Origin of the sequence: Xanthomonas sp. LF06-19 (assembly GCF_034105425.1) — a bacterium.
GTDB lineage: Bacteria > Pseudomonadota > Gammaproteobacteria > Xanthomonadales > Xanthomonadaceae > Xanthomonas_A > Xanthomonas_A sontii.
In genome coordinates this window covers 109587-131121 of sequence record NZ_JAXGGH010000006.1, presented here as the reverse complement: position 1 = coordinate 131121, position 21535 = coordinate 109587, and the positions used below count along the sequence as shown (strand labels likewise).

General features: G+C 69.8%; 24 protein-coding genes. 8 read left to right on the top strand and 16 right to left on the bottom strand.

Features of this window, described 5'->3' with window-relative positions:
* Window positions 1-47: 47 nt before the first annotated feature.
* The gene (rlmE, locus tag SLW55_RS13280) at window positions 48-680 is read right to left on the bottom strand and encodes a 23S rRNA (uridine(2552)-2'-O)-methyltransferase RlmE (protein WP_017910618.1); all 633 of its coding nucleotides are present in this window, start codon (window positions 678-680) and stop codon (window positions 48-50) included.
* Between the two features lie 66 nt (window positions 681-746).
* On the opposite strand from rlmE, the gene yhbY reads away from it, so the two are divergent.
* Together yhbY and SLW55_RS13270 are read left to right on the top strand one after the other, a co-directional pair.
* A complete protein-coding gene (gene yhbY, locus SLW55_RS13275; RefSeq protein ID WP_010341321.1) occupies window positions 747-1052 on the top strand; it encodes a ribosome assembly RNA-binding protein YhbY in 306 nt (101 codons plus the stop codon).
* Between the two features lie 18 nt (window positions 1053-1070).
* Complete coding sequence (locus SLW55_RS13270; protein ID WP_017910617.1) at window positions 1071-1445, top strand: Mth938-like domain-containing protein; 375 nt, start codon at window positions 1071-1073, stop codon at window positions 1443-1445.
* Window positions 1446-2223: 778 nt separating this feature from the next.
* Here the strand turns inward: SLW55_RS13270 and SLW55_RS13265 are convergent.
* Genes SLW55_RS13265 through surE form a run of 4 tightly spaced genes read right to left on the bottom strand, consistent with a single transcriptional unit; the run spans window position 2224 to window position 5105 of the window.
* The gene (locus tag SLW55_RS13265) at window positions 2224-3021 is read right to left on the bottom strand and encodes a peptidoglycan DD-metalloendopeptidase family protein (protein ID WP_150409700.1); all 798 of its coding nucleotides are present in this window, start codon (window positions 3019-3021) and stop codon (window positions 2224-2226) included.
* Entirely contained in the window at window positions 3018-3632 is a 615-nt protein-coding gene (locus tag SLW55_RS13260) for a YqaA family protein (RefSeq protein ID WP_017917495.1), read from the bottom strand. The genes SLW55_RS13265 and SLW55_RS13260 overlap by 4 nt, the downstream gene beginning before the upstream one ends.
* Window positions 3633-3651: 19 nt before the next feature.
* Window positions 3652-4329, bottom strand: coding sequence for a protein-L-isoaspartate(D-aspartate) O-methyltransferase (locus tag SLW55_RS13255; protein WP_017914224.1), 678 nt, complete (start codon window positions 4327-4329; stop codon window positions 3652-3654).
* Window positions 4326-5105: a 5'/3'-nucleotidase SurE gene (surE, locus tag SLW55_RS13250; protein WP_026143981.1), complete on the bottom strand. Its 780-nt coding sequence runs from the start codon at window positions 5103-5105 to the stop codon at window positions 4326-4328. Before surE ends, SLW55_RS13255 begins: the two co-directional genes overlap by 4 nt.
* A gap of 204 nt (window positions 5106-5309) precedes the next feature.
* Between surE and SLW55_RS13245 the strand changes: the two genes are divergently transcribed.
* The 5 genes from SLW55_RS13245 to SLW55_RS13225 all read left to right on the top strand — a co-directional run bounded on the left by SLW55_RS13245 (window position 5310) and on the right by SLW55_RS13225 (window position 11285).
* On the top strand, window positions 5310-5843 hold the full coding sequence (locus tag SLW55_RS13245) for a Smr/MutS family protein (RefSeq protein WP_017911056.1): 534 nt from the start codon (window positions 5310-5312) through the stop codon (window positions 5841-5843).
* A gap of 323 nt (window positions 5844-6166) precedes the next feature.
* Window positions 6167-7234 carry a VirK/YbjX family protein gene (locus tag SLW55_RS13240; protein ID WP_267099416.1) on the top strand — a complete coding sequence of 356 codons (1068 nt, stop codon included), beginning with the start codon at window positions 6167-6169 and terminating at the stop codon, window positions 7232-7234.
* Between the two features lie 48 nt (window positions 7235-7282).
* On the top strand, window positions 7283-7831 hold the full coding sequence (locus SLW55_RS13235; protein ID WP_017911058.1) for an RNA polymerase sigma factor: 549 nt from the start codon (window positions 7283-7285) through the stop codon (window positions 7829-7831).
* Complete coding sequence (locus SLW55_RS13230; protein WP_320745252.1) at window positions 7831-8799, top strand: FecR domain-containing protein; 969 nt, start codon at window positions 7831-7833, stop codon at window positions 8797-8799. Before SLW55_RS13235 ends, SLW55_RS13230 begins: the two co-directional genes overlap by 1 nt.
* Window positions 8800-8972: 173 nt before the next feature.
* Window positions 8973-11285, top strand: a complete 2313-nt coding sequence (locus SLW55_RS13225) for a TonB-dependent receptor (protein ID WP_320745251.1) — start codon at window positions 8973-8975, stop codon at window positions 11283-11285.
* 40 nt (window positions 11286-11325) lie between these two features.
* Here the strand turns inward: SLW55_RS13225 and truD are convergent, their stop codons facing one another.
* The 11 genes from truD to SLW55_RS13170 form a co-directional block, all read right to left on the bottom strand.
* Window positions 11326-12381 carry a tRNA pseudouridine(13) synthase TruD gene (gene truD / locus SLW55_RS13220; protein WP_320745250.1) on the bottom strand — a complete coding sequence of 352 codons (1056 nt, stop codon included), beginning with the start codon at window positions 12379-12381 and terminating at the stop codon, window positions 11326-11328.
* Window positions 12378-12881: a 2-C-methyl-D-erythritol 2,4-cyclodiphosphate synthase gene (ispF, locus tag SLW55_RS13215; RefSeq protein WP_152236374.1), complete on the bottom strand. Its 504-nt coding sequence runs from the start codon at window positions 12879-12881 to the stop codon at window positions 12378-12380. The genes truD and ispF overlap by 4 nt, the downstream gene beginning before the upstream one ends.
* A 39-nt stretch (window positions 12882-12920) precedes the next feature.
* Window positions 12921-13388 (bottom strand): hypothetical protein, encoded by a 468-nt coding sequence (locus tag SLW55_RS13210; protein ID WP_152236373.1) that lies wholly within the window; start codon window positions 13386-13388, stop codon window positions 12921-12923.
* Window positions 13388-14089 (bottom strand): 2-C-methyl-D-erythritol 4-phosphate cytidylyltransferase, encoded by a 702-nt coding sequence (gene ispD, locus SLW55_RS13205; RefSeq protein ID WP_193312591.1) that lies wholly within the window; start codon window positions 14087-14089, stop codon window positions 13388-13390. Before ispD ends, SLW55_RS13210 begins: the two co-directional genes overlap by 1 nt.
* Entirely contained in the window at window positions 14086-14448 is a 363-nt protein-coding gene (ftsB, locus tag SLW55_RS13200) for a cell division protein FtsB (protein WP_043095785.1), read from the bottom strand. The genes ispD and ftsB overlap by 4 nt, the downstream gene beginning before the upstream one ends.
* A 3-nt stretch (window positions 14449-14451) precedes the next feature.
* Window positions 14452-15744: a phosphopyruvate hydratase gene (gene eno, locus SLW55_RS13195; protein WP_017915389.1), complete on the bottom strand. Its 1293-nt coding sequence runs from the start codon at window positions 15742-15744 to the stop codon at window positions 14452-14454.
* An 87-nt stretch (window positions 15745-15831) separates the two neighbouring features.
* Entirely contained in the window at window positions 15832-16176 is a 345-nt protein-coding gene (locus SLW55_RS13190; protein WP_026143441.1) for a hypothetical protein, read from the bottom strand.
* 85 nt (window positions 16177-16261) lie between these two features.
* Window positions 16262-17092 carry a 3-deoxy-8-phosphooctulonate synthase gene (gene kdsA / locus SLW55_RS13185; protein WP_017911068.1) on the bottom strand — a complete coding sequence of 277 codons (831 nt, stop codon included), beginning with the start codon at window positions 17090-17092 and terminating at the stop codon, window positions 16262-16264.
* A complete protein-coding gene (locus tag SLW55_RS13180; RefSeq protein WP_017911069.1) occupies window positions 17089-17376 on the bottom strand; it encodes a hypothetical protein in 288 nt (95 codons plus the stop codon). Before SLW55_RS13180 ends, kdsA begins: the two co-directional genes overlap by 4 nt.
* Window positions 17373-19037, bottom strand: coding sequence for a CTP synthase (locus SLW55_RS13175; protein ID WP_017912623.1), 1665 nt, complete (start codon window positions 19035-19037; stop codon window positions 17373-17375). The genes SLW55_RS13180 and SLW55_RS13175 overlap by 4 nt, the downstream gene beginning before the upstream one ends.
* 137 nt (window positions 19038-19174) lie before the next feature.
* A complete protein-coding gene (locus tag SLW55_RS13170) occupies window positions 19175-19429 on the bottom strand; it encodes a hypothetical protein (protein ID WP_010343426.1) in 255 nt (84 codons plus the stop codon).
* A gap of 165 nt (window positions 19430-19594) precedes the next feature.
* Here SLW55_RS13170 and parE point away from each other — a divergent pair, with 165 nt between their 5' ends.
* Window positions 19595-21484 carry a DNA topoisomerase IV subunit B gene (gene parE / locus SLW55_RS13165; RefSeq protein ID WP_017911072.1) on the top strand — a complete coding sequence of 630 codons (1890 nt, stop codon included), beginning with the start codon at window positions 19595-19597 and terminating at the stop codon, window positions 21482-21484.
* The last annotated feature ends 51 nt before the right edge of the window (window positions 21485-21535 follow it).

Genomic DNA, 21535 nt, shown 5'->3' with positions numbered 1-21535 from the left:
AACTCTGTCTCGATGCGTGGCATTGCGGATTCAGCCTTGCGTTCAGCTTACTTGATCTGGGCGCGCTTGCCCTGTCCGAGGGCGTAGACCTCCGGCGAGCGCTTGCGCGACGCGGCCGGCTTGCGGATGGTCACCTTCTCATAGCGGCGGCGCATGTCGCGGATGTAGTCGTCGAACCCCACGCCCTGGAACAGCTTGATCAGGAACGCGCCGTTCGGCTTCAGGTGGCTGTCGGCGAACGCCATCGCCAATTCCGCCAGATGCATCATCCGCGGCTGGTCGACCGCATCCATTCCGCTCTTATTGGGGGCCATATCCGACAGCACAAGGTCCACCGGGGTATCGCCCAGCATGGCCTCGAATTGCGATAGCACCGCGTCCTCCCTGAAGTCACCGTGAAGGAACTCCACGCCGGCCAGCGGCGGCATCTCCAGAATGTCCAGGGCCAGCACGCGACCGCGGTCGCCCATCGACTTGCGCACCTGCTGCGACCAGCCGCCCGGCGCGGCGCCGAGATCGACCACCACCATGTCCGGCTTGAGCAGCCTGTCGCGCTGCAGCAGTTCCTCCAGCTTATAGGCCGCGCGCGAGCGCATGCCTTCGGCCTGGGCCTTCTTCACGAAGGGATCGGCGAAATGTTCGCGGAGCCAGCGTTGGCTGCTTTTGCTGCGGGTGGCCATGGACGCACGGTCGGGAGGGGCGGCCATGATACCCTGATCGCCCTTGCCAACCCTGCTCCCACCTGCATGTCGATCAGCCTGACCTCGGCCCAGAACCGCTTCCTGCGCGGCCTGGCCCACGACCTCAAACCCCTGCTGCAGATCGGCAGCAAGGGCGTCACCCCGGCCTTCCTGGCCGAACTGGACGAGGTGCTGGAGCGCCACGAACTGGTCAAGGTGAAGGTTGGCGGCGACGACCGCGAGGCCCGCGACGCCGCCATCGGCAGCCTGGTGGAGCAGTCGCACAGCGTGCTAGTGCAGCGCATCGGCCATACCGCGATCCTGTATCGCCCGGCCAAGGAAGACCGGCAGATCGTGCTGCCGCGCGCCTGAGCGCGCTCCGGTGACCTCATGCAACTGACCCAGGACCTGCCCGACTACGCCTATGCCCTGCGCATGGCCGACGGCCGCCAGGCCAAGGTGAACGACCGGCTGTTGACCCGCAGCTTTGTCCTCGCGCCGGACACCCTGGTCGAGGACTGGCAGGCCCCGCCGGCCGGCGACCTGCAGCCGCAACATCTGCAGCCGCTGCTGGAGCTCAACCCGGCCCTGGTGATCCTCGGCACCGGCGAACGCCAGGTGTTTCCCGCCGCGGCGGTGATGGCGCTGTTCCTGACCCGCGGCATCGGCATCGAGGTGATGAACAATGCCGCTGCGGCGCGCACCTACAACGTGCTGGCCGCCGAAGGCCGGCGCGTGGCGGTGGGGTTTCTGCTCGAAGGCTGAGCCAGGCGTCGCGGGCCGGGCACTGCGACCTCCTCATCGTTGACCTCAGCGGCCTCAACCACGGCCTGGCCGCGCCGCGGACAACATGCGATCGAGGCAGAGAGGACGCCTGTCGTTCCTTTCGTCTCTTGCAGATCGCTGCGCGGCGTCTGCCGCGCGATGCGAGCACGGCGCGTCGGGGCTGAAGCCCCTCCCACAAAAGAATGCATGCACGGTGGCACCCCGGGTGAGCCGGCGGCGCTTGCGGCCCACTGGGCCGCGCCGATGGCGAACGCCCGGCGCGCTGCGCCGGGCCGGGGATCCGCCCGCGTAACGACGCAACCGGTTACTTCGGCGGCAGATACAGCAGCGGGTCGACCGGCTTGCCGTTGTAGCGGGTGAGCCGGCGGCGCTTGCGGCCCACTGGGCCGCGCCAACGGCGAACGCCCGGCGCGCTGCGCCGGGCCGGGGATCCGCCCGCATAACGACGCAGCCGGTTACTTCGGCGGCAGATACAGCAGCGGGTCGACCGGCTTGCCGTTGTAGCGGGTGAGCCGGCGGCGCTTGCGGCCCACTGGGCCGCGCCGTTGGCGAACGCCCGGCGCGCTGCGCCGGGCCGGGGATCCGCGCGCGCAACGACGCAACCGGTTACTTCGGCGGCAGATACAGCAGTGGGTCGACCGGCTTGCCGTTGTAGCGGGTGAGCCGGCGGCGCTTGCGGCCCACTGGGCCGCGCCAACGGCGAACGCCCGGCGCGCTGCGCCGGGCCGGGGATCCGCCCGCGCAACGACGCAGCCGGTTACTTCGGCGGCAGATACAGCAGTGGGTCGACCGGCTTGCCGTTGTAGCGGATCTCGAAGTGCAGCATGTCGCGCGCCGCGCCGCTGTGGCCCATTTCGGCGATCTGCTGGCCGGCCTTGACGTTCTGGCCTTCGTTGACCAGGCGCTTGCGGTTGTGGCCGTAGGCCGACAGCCACTGTTCGTTGTGCTTGACGATGATCAGTTCGCCGTAGCCGACCAGGCCGGCGCCGGAATAGACCACCACGCCGTCCGCCGCGGCGCGCACGGCCTCGCCATTGCTGCCGCCGATGTCGATGCCCTGCTTGGTCGCCTCGCCGCCGACGAAGCGGCTGACCACCACGCCATCGGCCGGCCAGCGCCAGGGGAAACCGCTGCTGACCGGCGCCGGCACCGGAACGGACGGCGGCCGAGCGGCGGCGCCGGCACCGGAGGCCGGCGGCGTCACCGGGCCGCTACCGGGCCGCACGGCGACTGCCCCACCCGGCGGATACAGCTTCAGCGACTGCCCCGGATAGATGGTGTACGGCGGCTGCAGGCCGTTCCAGCCGGCCAGGTCCTGCGGGGTGATGTTGTTGGCGCGGGCGATCGCGTACAGCGTGTCGCCGCGCCGAACGGTGGCGCTGACTCCGGGCTTGGGCACGGACACGCGAGGCGCCGAGGCAGCAGCGGTGCCGCGCACCGGCGCGCCGCCCGGCGTGCGCACCACCGTGGCGCTGCTGCAGGCGCCGAGCGCCACCGCCACCAGCACACCCAGGCCGCAACGCAGGCCGTTCCGCACCACCCGATCCACGCTCATCCGACCTTCGCTCTCCATATGACCCACACCACCAGCAGCGCCAGGATCGCCGAGGCGACCCAGCCGAGCGGCTCGATCCAGCGGCGCAACGCGGCTTCCGCACGCGGCCCGCCGAGTCGGATCGCCCCGGCCACCAGGTACACGCGCTTGCCGCGTCCCACCAGCATGCTCGCCAGGAACGGTAGCAGCGGCACCCCGACGATGCCTGAGGCCCAGGTGAATATCTTCAGCGGGATCGGGGTGAAGCCGGCCAGCACCAGCAGCCAGAACGCACGCCACGGCGACTCGGCGATGACCTCGCGCAAGTGGTTCACCTGCGCGTCGATCTTCTGCGTCCAACCGAGCCATTCGATCAGCGGCTGCACCGCGGCGAAGGCGAAATGGCCGAGCAGGTAGCCGATCACCGCGCCAGCCAGGGAGCCGAGCAGGCTCAACGTGGCGAACCACAGCGCGCGCCGCGGCTGTGCCAGCGACATCGGCGCCAGCATCACTTCCGGCGGCACCGGGAACACGATGGCCTCGGCGAAACTGAGCCCGGTCAGCAGCGCCGGCGCGCGGCGATGCCGCGACCAGGCGATGGCGCGTTCGTACAACGGCCCGAAAATCTTCATCCAGTGCGGCTCCGGGAAGTCAATCCAGCATGCCCGACAGCAACGGGACGAAGGTCACCGGCGCCAGGACGTCTTGTTCGATCTGGCCGTCGGCGGCGCGGCGCAGGCGGATCAGCGATTGCGCGGACGGGCCACCGACCGGCGCCACCAGGCAGCCGCCCGGGGCCAGCTGTTCGATCAGCGCATCGACCAGCGCCGGTGCCGCCGCCGTGACCACGATGGCGTCGAACGGGCCATGCTCGGGCCAGCCGATGCGGCCGTCGTCGTGCTTGCTGCGCACGTTCATGCCGAGCTGGCGGAAACGCTTGCGCGCCTGCCGCAGCAGATCGCCGATGCGCTCGACGGTATGCACTTCCAGACCCAGCGCGGCCAGGATGGCCGCCTGGTAGCCGGAGCCGGTACCGACTTCCAGCACCCTCTTCGGCGCCGCTTCCAGCACCGTCTCGGTCATGCGCGCCACCACCCACGGTTGCGAGATGGTCTGGCCGTGGCCGATCGGCAGCGCGGTGTCCTCGTAGGCGCGCGAGGCCAGCGCCTCGTCGATGAACAGATGCCGCGGCACGGTGCGCACCGCGTTGAGCACGCTCTCGTCGCGGATGCCGGCCTCGCGCAGGCGCTCGACCAGGCGGTCGCGTACGCGCTGCGAGGTCATGCCGATGCCGATCGCTTCCGGCTGCAGGCGCAACCGCGGGGTCATGCCGGGCGGTCCAGCGCGGCGGTCAGGCCGCCGACCCAGCTGGCGACCTTTTCCAATGCCTGATAGCGGGTCAGATCGACCTGGATCGGGGTGATCGAGATGAAGCCGGTGCGTACCGCGTGGAAGTCGGTACCGGGACCGGCGTCCTGCTCGCGCCCGGCCGGGCCGATCCAGTACACGGTGCCGCCGCGCGGGTCGGTCTGCGGCAGGCACGGTTCGGAGCGGTGGCGGTTGCCGAGCCGGGTGACCTCGAAGCCCTTGATCTCCTGCCACGGCAGGTCGGGCACGTTGACGTTGAGGATGGTGTCGGCCGGCAGCGGATCGGCCTTGAGCTGGGCCACGATCTCCACTGCGGCGCGTGCGGCGGTCTGGAAATGCCTGGGGTCGTGGTTGTGGCTGACCAGCGACACCGCCACCGCGGGCAGGCCGAGGAAGCGGCCTTCCATCGCCGCCGAGACGGTACCGGAATAGATCACGTCGTCGCCGAGATTGGCGGAATTGTTGATGCCGGAGACCACGATGTCCGGGTCGAACTCCAGCATGCCGGTGAGCGCCAGATGCACGCAGTCGGTGGGCGTGCCGGCGACGCTGCAGGTGTAGTGGTCGATGCGCTTGAGCCGGATCGGCAGATCCAGGGTCAGCGAATTGCTGGCGCCGGACCGGTCGCGGTCGGGTGCGACCACCGTCACCTCGTGGCCGGCGCCGCGCAACTGCTCGGCCAGCATGCGGATGCCGGGGGCGTCGACGCCGTCGTCGTTGCTCACTAATACGCGCATGGTGCTCCTCGAAAACCGGGGGCATGATACCGGATGCGCCCTGCCAGGTCGCTGACAGCGCGACGACGACCGCGGTGACGGCCATCGCGCCGCGCACTGGAGCGGCGTCGCGCCGTGCGACCGCAGCGCAGTGGTCCGCACGCCAGACGCTGCCGGCAACGCCGCGCTCACCTCAAACCGCGCCGCACGCTCTAAGCTGTGCGCATGGCGCATTCCGACGACGAAGATCCCGCCGCGCTGTTCCGCGCGGCCATCGGCAAGGTGGCCCCGCTCAACGCGACGCCGCCGGCCAATGCCAAGCCGCGCCCCAAGCCGCGCGCGCGCATGGCCGAACGCGACGACGCCGAGGCGCAGGGAGAGTTCCAGCAATTGCTGCGCCAGAGCACGCCACTGGAAGCCGGCGACGTGGCCAGCTACCGCCGCGAGCATCTGCCGGCGCGGGTGTTCCAGCGCCTGCGCAAGGGGCAGTTCTCGGCCCAGGACGAACTGGACCTGCACGGTGCCACCGCGGCGCAGGCCGAGACGCTGCTGCGCCAGTTCCTGGCCGAGGCGCACGCGCACGAGTTCGGCTGCGTTCGGATCGTGCACGGCAAGGGCCTGCAATCGGGCGGCGTGCCGCTGCTGAAGAACCTGGTGGACCGCCTGCTGCGCCAGCGCAACGACGTGCTGGCCTTCCATTCGGCGCCGACCGCGCAAGGCGGCACCGGCGCGATGCTGGTGCTGCTGGCGCGGCGCTGAGCGGCGCCGCAGCCGCGGGCATCGCGGCTCGCGGGCCCGATCGGGAACCTGTGCATGGCCGAGGTGGAGGGCGCCGGATCGTGGCGCCGCCGAATCCGGCATCGCCCACTGATCTGTCATTCGCGTGCAAGAGCGGCTTCACCGCGACCGGCGTGAACGGGAACGCCCGTCGCGGCTATCGCGCGCGCCCGCTGCCTGCATGATGCAGATCCGGCCAGGCCGGGACGCCGCGGACGCGGCCGAGCACCGCGCGTGCGGACCCATTTCAATTTTCGCTTCTTGAAACGTCTTGTCAGAGAGCACCGTCCCTCTGCGAGCCGAACGTGACCGAAGCGACCACCGAATTCTTCCTGCAACCCACTGATCTGGTGGACGTTTCCGCGAGCGCCGCAGCGTTCGAGTCGGCGCCGACCCGCCTGGCCCGGCCTGCGCTGCCGCCCCGGCCGAGCGCCGATGCCGCACCGTCACGGTGGTGGCCGCTGTTCCTGGCCTCGTTCCAGCGGCGCACGGACTGGCACGGCAACCGCCTGCAGCGCGGGATCAAGGCGACCAAGTACCTGCTGCGCGCGTTGAGCATGCCGACCGAGCACGGGCGGTTCCTCGACGCAGTGCGCCGCGATCCGCGCATGCGTGGCTATGCCGAGCGCGACCCGCGCCTGCTCGAGCGCCACCTGCATCGTTTCGTGAACACCCGCTGGAGTAGCAAGGCGCGGCTGCGTCACCTCCGGCAGCACTATCGCCTGATGCTTGAGCGCCTGCCGGCCGCGTTGTTCGACGCCATCTACCGTCAAGGCCAGGCGGACCTGGGGACGCTGCCGCTGCACGATGGCAGCCTGCTGACGCTGTCGCTGCTGCCGCCGGCGCCGATGAGCTGCGAAGGCGAGCTCTGGTTGCAGCTCAGCGACGCGGCGGGACGCGAACTGTATCGCCTGGTGCTGACCGTGACCGGCGACGACGCCCATCCGACGGTACTGATCGGTTGCCTGCAGGGCCCAAAGGGTGCCGACGCCCGCGACGTGGTGCGCGCGCTGACCAAGCAGATGCACGGGCTGCGGCCCAAGCAACTGATGCTGTCCCTGGCCTGCACCTTCGCCGAGCGCCTCGGCGCGCACGCGATCCGCGCCGTCTGCAATGGCGCGCATCCGCTGCAGCGCAAGCGAGACGTGTTCCTGTCCGACTACGACGCGTTCTGGATCGAGCAGGGCGGTACGCCCATCGTCGATGGCTGGTTCGCGCTGCCGCTGACCCCGGCACGCAAGACCGCAGCCGACGTACCCAGCCAGCACCGCGCGGCGTTTCGCCGCCGCGAGGCATTGCGGACGCATGCGGAAGGCTTGCTGGCCGCGGCGCTGCCAGCCGCTTGCGGTGCTGCGTCGCGTGACGGCCAGTGAGCCTGGCTATACTGCCGCGGCCGCTTCCCTCCAGGAGCATCAGCAGTCGTGAGCCGGGCCGAGCACACCGAGGGCGCGCCGTCGCCGGAGCAGGCGCCTGCGCACCAGGTCGACGCGCTGTTCAAGGAACATCACCGCGCCCTGCTCGCGTTCCTGCACTGCAAGCTCGGCTCGATGGCGGACGCGCAGGACGTGGCGCAGGAGGCGTACATGCGCATCGTGACGCTTGAGCGTCCCGACGCGCTGGCATCGCCGCGCGCCTACCTGTTCCATGTCGCCTCGAACCTGGCGGTGGACCGGCTGCGCATGCGCAAGGTCCGCGAAAACGCCGCAGTGGAGCTGCCGGAACACGATCTGCCGCTCCCGCCGGTTCCGGAGCGGCACGCCACGGCCAGCGAGCAGCTGCGCGCGTTGACCCGGGCGTTGAAGGAACTTCCCGCAAAGACCAGCCGCGCCTTCGTGCTGCACGTGATCGAAGGCAAGGACTTCGGCATGATCGCCAAGGCGATGAACGTGAGCGAACGGATGGTCCGCTACCATGTGGCCAACGCGCTCGCGCATTGCCGCAAACGCTTCGACGAAGCGGAGATCCCGTAATGGACAGCGGCATCGACCAACACATCCTCGACGACGCCGCGCGCTGGTGGGCCCTGCTGCGCGAACCCGACAGCAACGAGGACACCGTGGCGCGCTGGCTGGACTGGACGGAGGCCGACCCGCGGCACCTGCAGGCGTTCGAACGCATCAATGCGCTCGGCGGCGACCTGGCGACGCTCGATGCGGCAGCGCGGGACGAGGTGGTGCGCAGGTTCGCGCCGCCGCGTTCGCGCTGGCGGCCGCTGCAGGTCGCGGCCTGCGTGGGCGTGCTGGCGCTCGGCGGCGCCCTGGCCTGGCGGCAGTTGCACCCGCCGCCGCGCATCCAGGTCTACAGCAGCGCGACCAGCCGCCACCAGGACATCGTGCTGGCGGACGGCTCGAAAATCGCGCTCGGCGGTGCATCGAAGTTGAGCACCAGCTTCAGCGCCGCGCAGCGCCACGTGGAGCTGATCGCCGGCGAGGCCTTCTTCGACGTGGCGCATCACGCCGGGCGCCCGTTCGTGGTCGACGCCGGCGGCGTGTCGATCCTGGACTTGGGCACCGCCTTCGACGTCAGCCGCGACGGCGAACGCGTCGAAGTCGCGGTCACCGAAGGCCGGGTCCGCATCTACGGCGCCGGCCAGGTGCCGGCCGACGGCAGCGGCGGGCTGGAAGCGGTGGCCGGACAGCGCGTGTCCTACGATCCGGCCAAGCCCGCGCTGCAGGTCAGCCAGATCGACGTGGCGCAGGCCACCGCCTGGCGCGATCACCGGCTGGAGTTCGTCGATACGCCACTGGACACGGTGATCGCGCGGGTCAACCGCTACAGCGACCGGCCACTGCGCCTGGACGACCCGGAGCTTGGACGACTGAGCTTCACCGGAACCGTCGACACCCAGGCGACCGCGCAGTGGATCGAGGCCTTGCCGCAGGTGTTCCCGCTGCGGGTGCGCCAAGGCAAGGACGAGATCGTGCTGAGCCGCCGTTAGGCGATACCGCGCGCCGCCCGGGCTTAGGGGCGGCGGCGGCCCGCGTCGGCATCACCGCGCGTGGCATAATTCGCGCTTCCGCTGGGGGGCGACGGGCAGTGCGTGGGCTGAGGCGACTGATCATTTGCGGCAGCCTGGCATTGCAGCTCGCACCCTGCCCCACTGCCCTCGCCGTGCCACTCGCACCCGACGCACGGCAGATCGGGTTCTCGATCCCCCCGCAGGCGCTGTCCACGGCGCTGATCGCGTACGGCAAGCAGGCCAACATGCAGGTGCTGACCGCCAGCCCGACCCTGGCCGGGATGCGCAGCGACGGGCTGCAAGGCATGTTCACCCCGGACGCGGCGCTGCAGCGCCTGCTGCAATCGAGTGGCCTCGCGTACCGCATGCTCGATGCGAACACGGTGGCGGTCACCCCCGCCGCCACGGCGCCGGTCGATCCTGCGGATGCCGCCGATGCGCACCGCGCCGGCGCGCCAGCCAAGCTGCTGGAACAGGTCGACGCCGCGGCGCTGACCGATCACGCCATGGGCGACGTGCCAGCCTATGCCAGCGACGCGCTGCGTTACGCCGCCGATTCCATCGCCGTGCCGCAGTCGGTGAACGTGGTCGCTCCGCATCTGCTGGCCTCGCAACAGGTGCGCACCGTCGCCGACGCCCTGCGCAACGTGGCCAGCGTGCAGCAGATCGAAAATCCGTTGCGCGCGCCGCTGTTCAAGATCCGCGGCATCTACACCGGCAACGGCATGACCGACGGAATGCCGAACAGCTTCGTCGGCCTCGGCGGCTACCCGCCGATGATCGGCGTGGAGCGGGTCGAAGTGCTCAAGGGCCCGGAGTCGATCCTCGGCGACAGCAACGGCGGCGACATGAGCGGACTGATCAACGTCGTCACCAAGCAACCGCTGCGCACCCCGAAGCGCGAACTCAGCTACGTCCTCGGCGAGCGCGGCGACGTGCAGGCCGGGCTCGATGCGACCGGACCGATCGGCGCCACGCCGCTGAGCTATCGGCTCGTCGTCTCCGGCCAGCATGCCGATTCCACGGCGCAAGGCTACGGCCCGCGCAATGCCGCCTACCTGGCGCCGTCCATCGCCTGGCAGGGAGACGACAACCGCCTGGTGCTCGGCGTGCAGCGCGTGACCGATCGGCAGCCGGCCGCCGACCATGCCCTGCTGCTGCGCAACCGCGTGTCGGCGATGACGCCCAGGAGCTTGCGGCTGGGCAACGCACAGGACCACACCGCCTACCGCACCCAGCGCGCCTATTACCTGTTCGATCAGCGGCTCAGCGACCGCTGGCAACTGCGCAGCCGCGGCCAGTACGTGACCCAGGCGATCGACGCGCGCAACTGGGGCATGCTGTCGCCTTCGCCGAAGGGCGCCGTGCGCGCCTATGCCGAGGCGTACCGCAATACGACGGCGTACTACACCATCCAGAACGACCTGGTCGGCAGCTTCGGCGCCGGGCCGCTGCGGCAGACCGTGACCCTGGGCCTGGATTACACGCGCGCGCGGCTGGGCAGCAGCGATTACTTCATCCGCATGCACCGCAACCGCTACGACGTGTTCGGCGACGAGCGGCTGGGTCCGGTGCACTGGCCGCATTCGCGGCGCGGGATCCTGCATTACCCCGGCAGCCCATGGTCGAGCCGGAGCGGCATCCTGCTGCAGGACCAGATCAGCATGGGCGAACGCTGGGACGTGCTGCTGGCGCTGCGCCGCTCGGCGTACGAGATTTCCAGCTACGACGCCAAGGGCAAACTGCGCCAGTTGCGCCGGCGCCGCTGGGTGCCCAACGTCGGCGTGGTCTACAAACTGACCCCGGAGGCGTCGCTGTACGCCAGCACCATGAACGGCTTTGCGCCGAGTGCCGTGCTCGGCAAGAACGGCCGGCCATTGCCGCCCGCGTTGTCGCGGCAAGTGGAGGTGGGGGCGAAGATCGATCTGTTCGAGCACCGGGCGCGGCTCAGCGCCGCCTACTACCAGATCACCGTCGACCGCAGCTTCGACCTGGTGCTGGCGCATCCGTCGTACTTCGCCAGACCGATCGACAGCCAGAGCAACCACGGGCTGGATCTCGACTTCGTCGGCGCCCTCGCCCCCGGCCTGGAACTGAGCAGCAGCCTGGCGCTGGCCCGCATCGGCCGGCGCGACGGTACGCCGACCCTCGGCGTCCCGCGCACCCGTTTCACCCTGTGGAGCAGCTACCAGTTCCAGGACAGCCGCTGGAGCGGCTGGGGCGTGGCCGGCGGCATCCTGGCGCGCGATCACACCCTCGGCCGCCGCCTGGCCGGCGGCTATTTCAAGATTCCCGGGCAGGCCAGCGTGGACGCGAACGTGTCCTATCGCACCGAGACCTGGGGCGTGACCGTGGGTATGCGCAACGTCTTCGATCGGCGACTGTACGCCGACGAGTTCGACGAAACCTTCGTGCCGCTGCCTGACGGCCGCAGCCTGCTGCTGACCGGCACCTATCGGTTCTAGCGCGCGTCGTCGCGACCGACGCGGCAGGCGTCGGCCGCGCTCAGGCCTCGGTGGAGACCTGCGGCTGCGGCGCCTCTTCGACCTGGCCGAGTTCGTGCAGCAGTGCCGTGGCGTAGCTGCCCGGCGGCAATGCGAAGCGCAGTTCCAGCGCGTCGTCCTGCCCGTCCAGCCAGCGCCATTGCAGGTCGGCCACGCGCAGGCGGGTCGCCCGCCGCTCCTGCTTCAGGCCCTCGCGCTCCAGGCCGTCGCGCAGGCGCTGCGCGACCGCCTCGTCCAGCACCGCCAGTTCCAGCGCACGCGCCGCCTCGGCGCTGCGCAGCTCGCCGGCGCCCCACAGCGGCGCGGACGGATGGATGTCGAAGCGCTGCAAGCGCTCGGCCAGCGCCTCCGACCACGGCTCCGGACCGAACACGCTGCGGCTGCCGTCGAGCATCCACACTTCGCCGTCCAGCGCGCTGTCCCAGTTGCCGGCAGCCACGCGGGCGGCCAGCACCCGGTTGAACAGCTCCGAACGGGCCGCCGACAGCAGCAGCGAGCGCTGCTCGCGGCGCACGCGGCGGCCGCCGAACATCGCCAGCGCGGCGCCGACGTTGCCGCCATCGCGGCCGAAGCGCTGTTCGCCGAACCAGTTGGGAATGCCGCGCGCGGCGATCTGCGCCAGCCGCGTCTCGATCGCGCCGCGCTCGCCGCGCACCTCGCGCAACACCAGCACGAAGCCGTTGCCGGCCAGCGCGCCACGCGGCAGCTTGCGGTTGTGCCAGTGCGCTTCCAGCACCTGCAGATCCGCGTCCTGCAAGCTGTCCAGCGCCGGCGCCACACGCTTGGGCAGATGCACCGAGAAGCGCTGGGTGGTGACCGCATGGCGGTCCTTCATGCCGGCGTAGCCGATCGCCAGTTCCGCCACCCCGGCCCACTGCGCCAGGCGGCGCGCGGCGAAGGCGGTGTTCATGCCGCGCTTGCGCACGGTCAGCAGCAGGTGCTCGCCCTCGCCGCTGGGCGCGAACGCGGGCAGTTCGTCGACCTGGAAATCCTCGGCGGTGCTGCGCATGCGCGCCTGCAACGGCGCGGCGCCGAACGCACGCGGCAACTCGCTCACAGCGCCACCAGCAGGGCCACGGCCTGCGCCGCGATGCCTTCGCCACGGCCGGTGAAGCCGAGCTTCTCGCTGGTGGTGGCCTTGACGCTCACGCAGTCCAGTTCGACCTGCAACAGCGCCGCAAGGCGCTCGCGCATCGCCTGCGCATGCGGGCCGACCTTGGGCCGTTCGCAGATCACGGTGATGTCGGCATTGCCCAGGCGCCAGCCGCGCGCGTGCAGCAGGCCGACGCAGTGATCGAGAAACTGCGCACTGTCGGCGCCCTTCCAGCGCGGATCGGACGGGGGGAAATGCTGGCCGATGTCGCCCAGCGCCAGCGCGCCGAGCAAGGCGTCGCACAGGGCGTGGATCGCCACGTCGCCGTCGCTGTGGGCGAGTACGCCGCGCTCGTGCGCCACGCGCACGCCGCCGAGCATGATGTGGTCGCCCTCGCCGAAGGCGTGGACGTCGTAGCCCTGGCCGATGCGGAAGGGAGGAACGGAAAGGGAATCGTGTGACATGGGAATCCTGTTCGTAGAAGCGTCGACGCCGTCCGGCGGTCAGACGCCGGAGTGCAGCGTGCGCACGTAAACCGGGAGCGGCTCGGACGCCGGCATGGCCTCTCGTTCGTCCGCTGCGCCCCACAGCGGGTTGAGCCAGTCGTCATGGACGATGCGTTCGACCAGCGCCGGCAGCGGCGTGTGCCGGGTCGGCACGCGGAACGGCAGACGGCCGTGCGCCGACGACACCAGGCTGAAGCGCAACTGCCGCGCCTGGCCATCATGCCAGCAGTAGAAGGTCATCGCCGGCGCCGCCTGCGCGCGCAGCGTGGCCTGGCGATCGTCGGCGGCCGCCTCCACGAACCGCGCCACGCTCGCCACGTCGATGCCCGCGGCGTGATCCTCGCGCGGCGAGAACGCCCACAGGTTGGCATTGGCCTCGTGCTGGATGTCGTCGCCATCGACCACGATCGCAGCGTTCGCGGCCTGCTGCAGCCAGGCGTGCGCCACCGCGTCCTCGAACCGCATCAGCCGCCCTGCCGCTGGAACAGTTCGAACTCGAAACGCGCCAGGTCGGCCGGTGTGGTGACCTTGAAATTGTCTTCGGCGCCCTCGACCAGCAGCGGCCGCAGCCCCAGCAACTCCATCGCCATCGCGTCGTCGGTGACCTCGACGCCGGCCGCGGCGGCCTGCTCCAGGGCCCGGCTCAGTTGCATGCGCCGGAACAGTTGCGGGGTCAGCGCGCGCCAGAGGCGCTCGCGCGGTTCGGTGCCGTCGATGCCGCCGTCGTCGCCGGCGCGCTTGAGCGTGTCGCGCACCGGCGCGGCCAGGATCGCGCCGACCGGATCGCCGCGCCCCGCCTCCAGCAGCCGGTCCAGGTCGGCCAGCGCCAGATTCGGCCGCGCCGCATCGTGCACCAGCACGAAGTCGTCCGCCTTCACCGACTCCGGCAAGGCATGCAACGCGGCCAGCACCGAGCCGGCACGGCTGCCGGCGCCCAGGCAGGTCAGGACCGGCTTGCCAGCCAGTTCGGTCCAACCCGGCCACTGTGCATCGTCCACGCCCAGCGCCACCATCGCCCCGGCCACCGCCGGATGCGCCAGCAGCGCTTCCAAGGCATGCGCCAGCAACGGGCGCCCGCCCGCCTGCAGGTACTGCTTGGGCGTGGCGCCGCCGAAACGGGTGCCGCGGCCAGCCGCCGGGACCACGGCCCAGACGGTGGCCATCAGGGCTGCTCGCCCGGCGCCGGCGTCACAGGCGCCGGCTGCGCGCCGGCTGCCGTACCGGCCGGCGCGGTCGACACCGGCGCGTTCTCGACCACGCGGTAGAACTTTTCGCCCGGTTTGATCATGCCCAGTTCGCTACGCGCGCGCTCCTCGATCGCCGCCTCGCCGTCCTTGAGGTCCTTGACCTCGGCGGCGAGCGCGGCGTTGCGTTGCTGCAGTCCTTCGTTGTCGCGCTTCTGGTGCTCGACCTGACTTTCGAGCACCAGCACTTCGCCGGAATTGCCCGGGCCGAGCCAGAAACGGTACTGCAGCCACGCCAGCAGTCCCGCCAGCACCAGCAGCAGCCAGCGCCAATTGCGCACGGCTTATCGCTTGAGCGAGACGAACGCGTCGCGCCCGGCGTAGCGCGCGGCGCTGCCGAGCGCTTCCTCGATGCGCAGCAGCTGGTTGTACTTGGCCACGCGATCGCTGCGGCACAGCGAGCCGGTCTTGATCTGGGTGGCGGTGGTGGCCACGGCGATGTCGGCGATGGTGGTGTCCTCGGTCTCGCCGGAACGGTGCGAGACGATGGCCGCGTAGCCGGCCTTGTCGGCCATGGCGATGGCTTCCAGGGTCTCGGTCAGGGTGCCGATCTGGTTGACCTTGATCAGGATCGCGTTGGCGGTGCCGGACTCGATGCCCTGCTTGAAGATCTTCGGGTTGGTCACGAACAGGTCGTCGCCGACCAGTTGCACCTTGCTGCCGACGCGGTCGGTGAGCAGCTTCCAGCCGGCCCAGTCGTCCTCGGCCAGGCCGTCCTCGATGCTGACGATCGGATACTGCGCGGCCCAGTCGGCGAGGAAGTCGACGAACTGCTCGCTGGTCAGGCGCTTGCCCTCGCCCACCAGGTGGTACTTGCCGTTGTCGTAGAACTCGCTGGAGGCCACGTCCAGGCCCAGCAGCACGTCCTCGCCAGCGGTGTAGCCGGCCTTGCCGATCGCTTCCAGGATGGTGTCCAGCGCTTCCACGTTGCTGCGGAAGTCCGGGGCGAAGCCGCCCTCGTCGCCGACCGCGGTGGACAGGCCGTGGCCCTTCAACACCGACTTCAGCGCGTGGAAGATCTCGGTGCCGGCGCGCAGCGCCTCGGAGAACGAGGCGGCGCCGACCGGCAGCACCATGAATTCCTGGAAATCGACGTTGTTGTCGGCATGCGCGCCGCCGTTGATGATGTTCATCATCGGCACCGGCAGCGCCAGGTTGGCGGTGTTGCCCGCGGCCAGCGACTGCCACAGCGGCTGCTTGCGCGAGGCGGCAATGGCATGGGCGTTGGCCAGCGAGACGCCGAGCAGCGCGTTGGCGCCCAGGCGGCCCTTGTTCTCGGTGCCGTCCAGGTCGATCAGGCGGCGGTCCAGGCCCTGCTGGTCGGCGGCGTCGAAGCCCTTCAGCGCGCCGGCGATGGTGGTGTTGACGTTCTCCACCGCCTTGCGCACGCCCTTGCCCAGGTAGCGGGTCTTGTCGCCGTCGCGCAGCTCGACCGCTTCCTTGGTGCCGGTAGACGCGCCCGAAGGCACCGCGGCACGACCGAACGAACCGTCCTCCAGGATGACATCGGCTTCCAGCGTGGGATTGCCGCGGCTGTCGAGGATTTCACGGGCGTGGATGCTGCGGATCGTACTCATGGGCGGGCCGGTTACCTGTAGGAAGAGGGGGCGGAAACGAATGCCGGCTGATTATCCCCGGCCGCCGGTTCCTTGCCAAATCCCGCCTCAGCCGGCGCCCATCAGGCCCAGCGGGATTCCGCTGAGGAAGAGCAGGATCAAGACCAGCATCGCCAGCAGCAGGCCGCCGGCGATGCCGGCCAGGAGGCGGCCGCGGCGCTGCGTCCAACTCAGCGCGGCGGCGATCGTCGCGCCCACCGCAGCCACTGCCACTACCAGCAGGGCGATCACCATCCAGAACAGCATGGCCAGGAAATGATCGCCGTGGCTGGGCGTGCCAATCCCACTGGAGAAGGCGAACAGCGCCACGACCAGCGCCGCCCACGCCAGCAACGACAACAACAAGGCACACAGCCCCCAAGGCCAGGCGCCGGCCCGCTCGGGTGCGGTCATCGCCGCGGCTCCGAGAAGGCGACGCACACCCGGCAGCCCGCACCCGGCCAGGATCGGCACAGCCGCAGCGGCGGCGGCGCGCGCCTCACGCGAAGCGCGAGAACCCGTGTTTCTTGGTCACCGCGTCCAGTTCCATCAGCGTTTCCAGCAGCGCTTCCATCTGATCCAGCGGCCACGCATTGGGGCCGTCGGACAGCGCCTTGGACGGGTCCGGATGGGTCTCGGCGAACACGCCGGCCACGCCCACGGCCACCGCCGCGCGCGCCAGCACCGGCACGAACTCGCGCTGGCCGCCGGAACTGCCGCCCTGCCCGCCCGGCAGCTGCACCGAATGGGTGGCATCGAACACCACCGGGCAGCCGGTCTCGCGCATCACGCTCAGCGAGCGCATGTCGCTGACCAGGTTGTTGTAGCCGAAGCTGGCGCCGCGCTCGCAGACCATGATCTGCTCGTTGCCGGTGGACTTGGCCTTCTCCACCACCGGCTTCATGTCCCACGGCGACAGGAACTGGCCCTTCTTGATGTTGACCGGCTTGCCGGCGGCGCACACGTTCTTGATGAAATCGGTCTGCCGCACCAGGAACGCCGGCGTCTGCAGCACGTCCACCACCGCCGCCACCTCGTGCATCGGCGTGTACTCGTGCACGTCGGTCAGCACCGGCACGCCGATCTGGGTCTTCACCGCCTCCAGCACCTTCAGCCCTTCCTCCAGGCCGGGGCCGCGGAAGCTGGTGCCGGAGGTGCGGTTGGCCTTGTCGAAGCTGGACTTGAAGATGAAGTTGATGCCCAGCCGGCCGGTGATCTCCTTGAGCCTGCCGGCGACGTCGAGCTGCAGTTGCATCGACTCGATCACGCACGGGCCGGCGATCAGAAACAGCGGCCGGTCCAGGCCGACGTCGAATCCACAGAGCTTCATTGATTACCTTCCGGAGGTTCAGAGGGGCGCGGGAGGGGCGCAGGGACGGAGCCGCCGCCAAACCTGCCGGCAGCCCAGATGAGTGCGCCGATCAGCGCCAGCGGCGCAGCTAGCCCCACCGCCACGATCAGGCAATACATCAGCCCCATCCCATAGCTATCGGCCAAGCCGGTGCTGCTGCGCCAGGAGAAATAGACCAGCAAGGCCGCAGGAAACACCAGCACCGCCGCCGCAAAGAACCAGCGCGCGACCCTGCTCTCGCTGCTGCGCCCGGTCGCAGTCACGCCCTGGCTTCCTTGAGCAGCTTGCCGCCGGCCTTGCGCTCGCGCGCGGCGCGCACGAAGCCGATGAACAACGGATGGCCGTCGCGCGGCGTGGACAGGAATTCCGGGTGCGCCTGGCAGGCCAGGAACCACGGATGCGTCTCGCGCGGCAACTCCACCATCTCCACCAGGGTGTCGTCCATCGACTTGGCGGCAATCACCAGGCCGGCGTCCTCGAGCTGGGTGCGGTAGCGGTTGTTGAACTCGTAGCGGTGGCGATGGCGCTCGGCGACCACGTCCTTGCCGTACAGCTCGCGCGCCAGCGTGCCCGGCTTGAGCCGCTGCTCCTGCAGGCCCAGGCGCATGGTGCCGCCGAGATCGGACTTCTCGTCGCGCTTCTCGACATCGCCAGTGGCGGTGCGCCATTCGGTGATCAGGCCGATCACCGGGTACGGCGACTGCCGGTCGTTCTCGGTGCTGTTGGCCGCGTCCAGCCCGGCGACATGCCGCGCATAGTCGACCACCGCAGCCTGCATGCCGTAGCAGATGCCGAAGTACGGCACGCCGTGCTGGCGGGCATAGCGCGAGGTCAGCACCTTGCCTTCGAAGCCGCGGTCGCCGAAGCCGCCCGGGACCAGGATGCCGTCCACGTCGGCCAGGGCCGCCATGTCGCTGCCTTCCAGGTCCTGCGCTTCCAGCCACTTCAGGTTGACCTTGGTGCGCTGGCGCAGGCCGCCGTGCTTGAGCGCCTCGCCCACCGACTTGTACGCGTCCTGATGGTCCACGTACTTGCCGACCACGGCGATGGTGACCTCGTCGAGCGGATGCTTGATCGCGTCGACCACGGCTTCCCACTCCGACAGGTTGGCCGCGCCGACCTTGTCGCGCAGCTTGAACTGGTCGATGACGATCTCGTCCAGGCCCTGCCGGTGCAACTCCAGCGGCATGCCATAGAGCACGTCGATGTCGGCGGCGCTGATCACCGCGCGCTCGGAGACGTTGGTGAACAGCGCGATCTTGCGCCGCTCCGAATCCGGGATCGCCTGCTCCGAGCGGCACAGCAGCACGTCCGGCTGGATGCCGATCGAGCGCAGTTCCTTGACCGAATGCTGGGTCGGCTTGGTCTTCAGTTCGCCGGCCGCGGCGATGTACGGCACCAGGGTCAGGTGCATGAACATGGCCTTCTCGGCGCCGCGCTCGGTGCGCACCTGGCGGATCGCCTCCAGGAACGGCAGCGACTCGATGTCGCCGACGGTGCCGCCGATCTCGACCAGCGCCACGTCGTAGCCGGCGGTGGCTTCATCCACGCAGCGACGGATCTCGTCGGTGATGTGCGGAATCACCTGCACGGTGGCGCCGAGGTAGTCGCCGCGGCGCTCCTTGCGGATCACGTTCTCGTAGATGCGCCCGGTGGTGACCGAATTCTTGCGCGACAGGCGCGTGCGCACGAAGCGCTCGTAATGCCCCAGGTCCAGGTCGGTCTCGGCGCCGTCGTCGGTGACGTACACCTCGCCGTGCTGGAACGGGCTCATCGTGCCCGGGTCGACGTTGATGTAGGGGTCCAGCTTCATCATCGTGACCGACAGGCCACGTGCTTCGAGAATGGACGCAAGCGAAGCGGCCGCGATGCCCTTGCCAAGCGAGGACACTACGCCGCCGGTAACGAAGATCAGGGGGGTCATGGCTCAAAGGCCTCCCGGAAAGCCATAGTTTAACGGGTGAAGCGGATTTGCCCAAGCGCTTTTGCGCAACAGCCGCCCAACAAAAAAGCGACGCCCCGGGCGACCGGGGCGTCGTGTGCAGGAAACCGTGCGCAGACTCAGGGCTTGCGCGCTTCCTCTTCCTCTTCCTTCTTCGGCGCGGCCGCATCCTTGCCGGCCTTGTGCTCGGCGGCCGCGGCGGCGCGGCGCTTGGCCTTGGCATCGGCCTCGGCCTTTTCCTTGGCGACCTGCGCCTCATAGGCGGCGGCACCGGAGGCGGCCGGATCGGCGCTCTGCGCCTGGGCCATCGCGACCGGCACGGCCACCGCGGCGGCGACCAGGGCGGCCAGGGTCAACAGCTTGCGAACGTTCATGGCGGACTCCTTTGGGACGTGCGACGAAGATGTGGGCGACGTCGCGGTTTTTCCAGGGCCAGCGTAGCGTGGAGCCCCCGCACCCGCCCTGAACACCGGCGACGTGCAAAAAACCGCCGCAGACCGCACACTTCCGGATCTGCTTCGCGCCACCTGCTGAGACGCATGAATACCCGCTACAACGCCGCCGACATCGAAGTTCTCTCTGGCCTGGACCCGGTCAAGCGCCGGCCCGGCATGTACACCGACACCGCACGCCCCAACCACCTGGCCCAGGAAGTGATCGACAACGCCGTCGACGAGGCGCTGGCCGGCCACGCCCGGCACATCGAGGTGACGCTGTACAAGGACGGCAGTTGCGAGGTGTCCGACGACGGCCGCGGCATGCCGGTGGACATCCATCCGGAAGAGAAGATCTCCGGCGTCGAACTGATCCTCACCCGGCTGCATGCCGGCGGCAAGTTCAGCGACCGCAACTACACCTTCAGCGGCGGCCTGCACGGCGTCGGCGTCAGCGTGGTCAATGCGCTGTCCAATCGGGTGGAACTGTTCATCAAGCGCGAAGGCAACGAGTACCGCATGGCCTTCGCCGACGGCCACGCCGCCTCCAAGCTGGAGATCGTCGGCAGCGTCGGCAAGAAGAACACCGGCACGCGTCTGCGCTTCTGGCCGGATCCGAAGTACTTCGACACGCCGAAGTTCGCGGTGCGCGCGCTGCGCCACCTGCTGCGCGCCAAGGCGGTGCTGTGCCCCGGCCTGACCGTCAAGCTGCACGACGAGGCCACCGGCGAGCAGGACACCTGGTATTTCGAGGACGGCCTGCGCGACTACCTGCGCGGCGAACTGGCCGAGCGCGAGCTGCTGCCGGCCGAGCTGTTCGTCGGCAGCCTGAAGAAGGACCGCGAGATCGTCGACTGGGCGGTGGCCTGGGTGGTGGAAGGCGAGCTGGTGCAGGAAAGCTACGTCAACCTGATCCCCACCGCGCAGCACGGCACCCACGTCAACGGCCTGCGCAGCGGCCTCACCGACGCGCTGCGCGAGTTCTGCGATTTCCGCAACCTGCTGCCGCGCGGCGTGAAGCTGGCGCCGGAAGACGTGTGGGACCGCGTGGCGTTCGTGCTCTCGCTGAAGATGACCGACCCGCAGTTCAGCGGCCAGACCAAGGAACGCCTGTCCTCGCGCCAGGCCGCCGGCTTCATCGAAGGCGCCGCGCACGATGCCTTCAGCCTGTGGCTGAACCAGAACGTGGAGACCGGCACGCGCATCGCGCAGATCGCCATCGACCGCGCCAGCGCGCGGCTGAAGACCGAGAAGCAGATCGTGCGCAAGAAGGTCACCCAGGGTCCGGCGCTGCCGGGCAAGCTGGCCGACTGCATCAGCCAGGACCTCTCGCGCACCGAACTGTTCCTGGTCGAGGGCGACTCGGCGGGCGGCAGCGCCAAGCAGGCCCGCGACAAGGATTTCCAGGCGATCCTGCCGCTGCGCGGCAAGATCCTCAACACCTGGGAAGTGGCCTCCGGCAGCGTGCTGGCCTCGGAGGAAGTGCACAACCTGGCGATCGCGATCGGCTGCGATCCCGGCAAGGAGGAGATCGACGGCCTGCGCTACGGCAAGGTGGTGATCCTGGCCGACGCCGACTCCGACGGCCTGCACATCGCGACCCTGCTGACCGCGCTGTTCCTGCGCCACTTCCCCGCCCTGGTGCGCGCCGGCCACGTGTTCGTGGCGATGCCGCCGCTGTTCCGCGTGGACGTGGGCAAGCAGGTGTTCTACGCGCTGGACGAGGAAGAGAAGCGCTCGCTGCTGGACAAGATCGAACGCGAGAAGATCAAGGGCCAGGTCAGCGTCACCCGCTTCAAGGGCCTGGGCGAGATGAATCCGCAGCAGCTGCGCGAATCCACCATCCACCCGGACACCCGGCGCCTGGTGCAACTGACCGTGGACGACGGCGACCAGACCCGCTCGCTGATGGACATGCTGCTGGCCAAGAAGCGCGCCGGCGATCGCAAGCAGTGGCTGGAGACCAAGGGCGACCTGGCGTCGCTGGAGGTCTGAGGCCGGGTGCGCGCGCTGGCGCTTCCAGTCAGCGCGTGCGCGGTGGTGCAG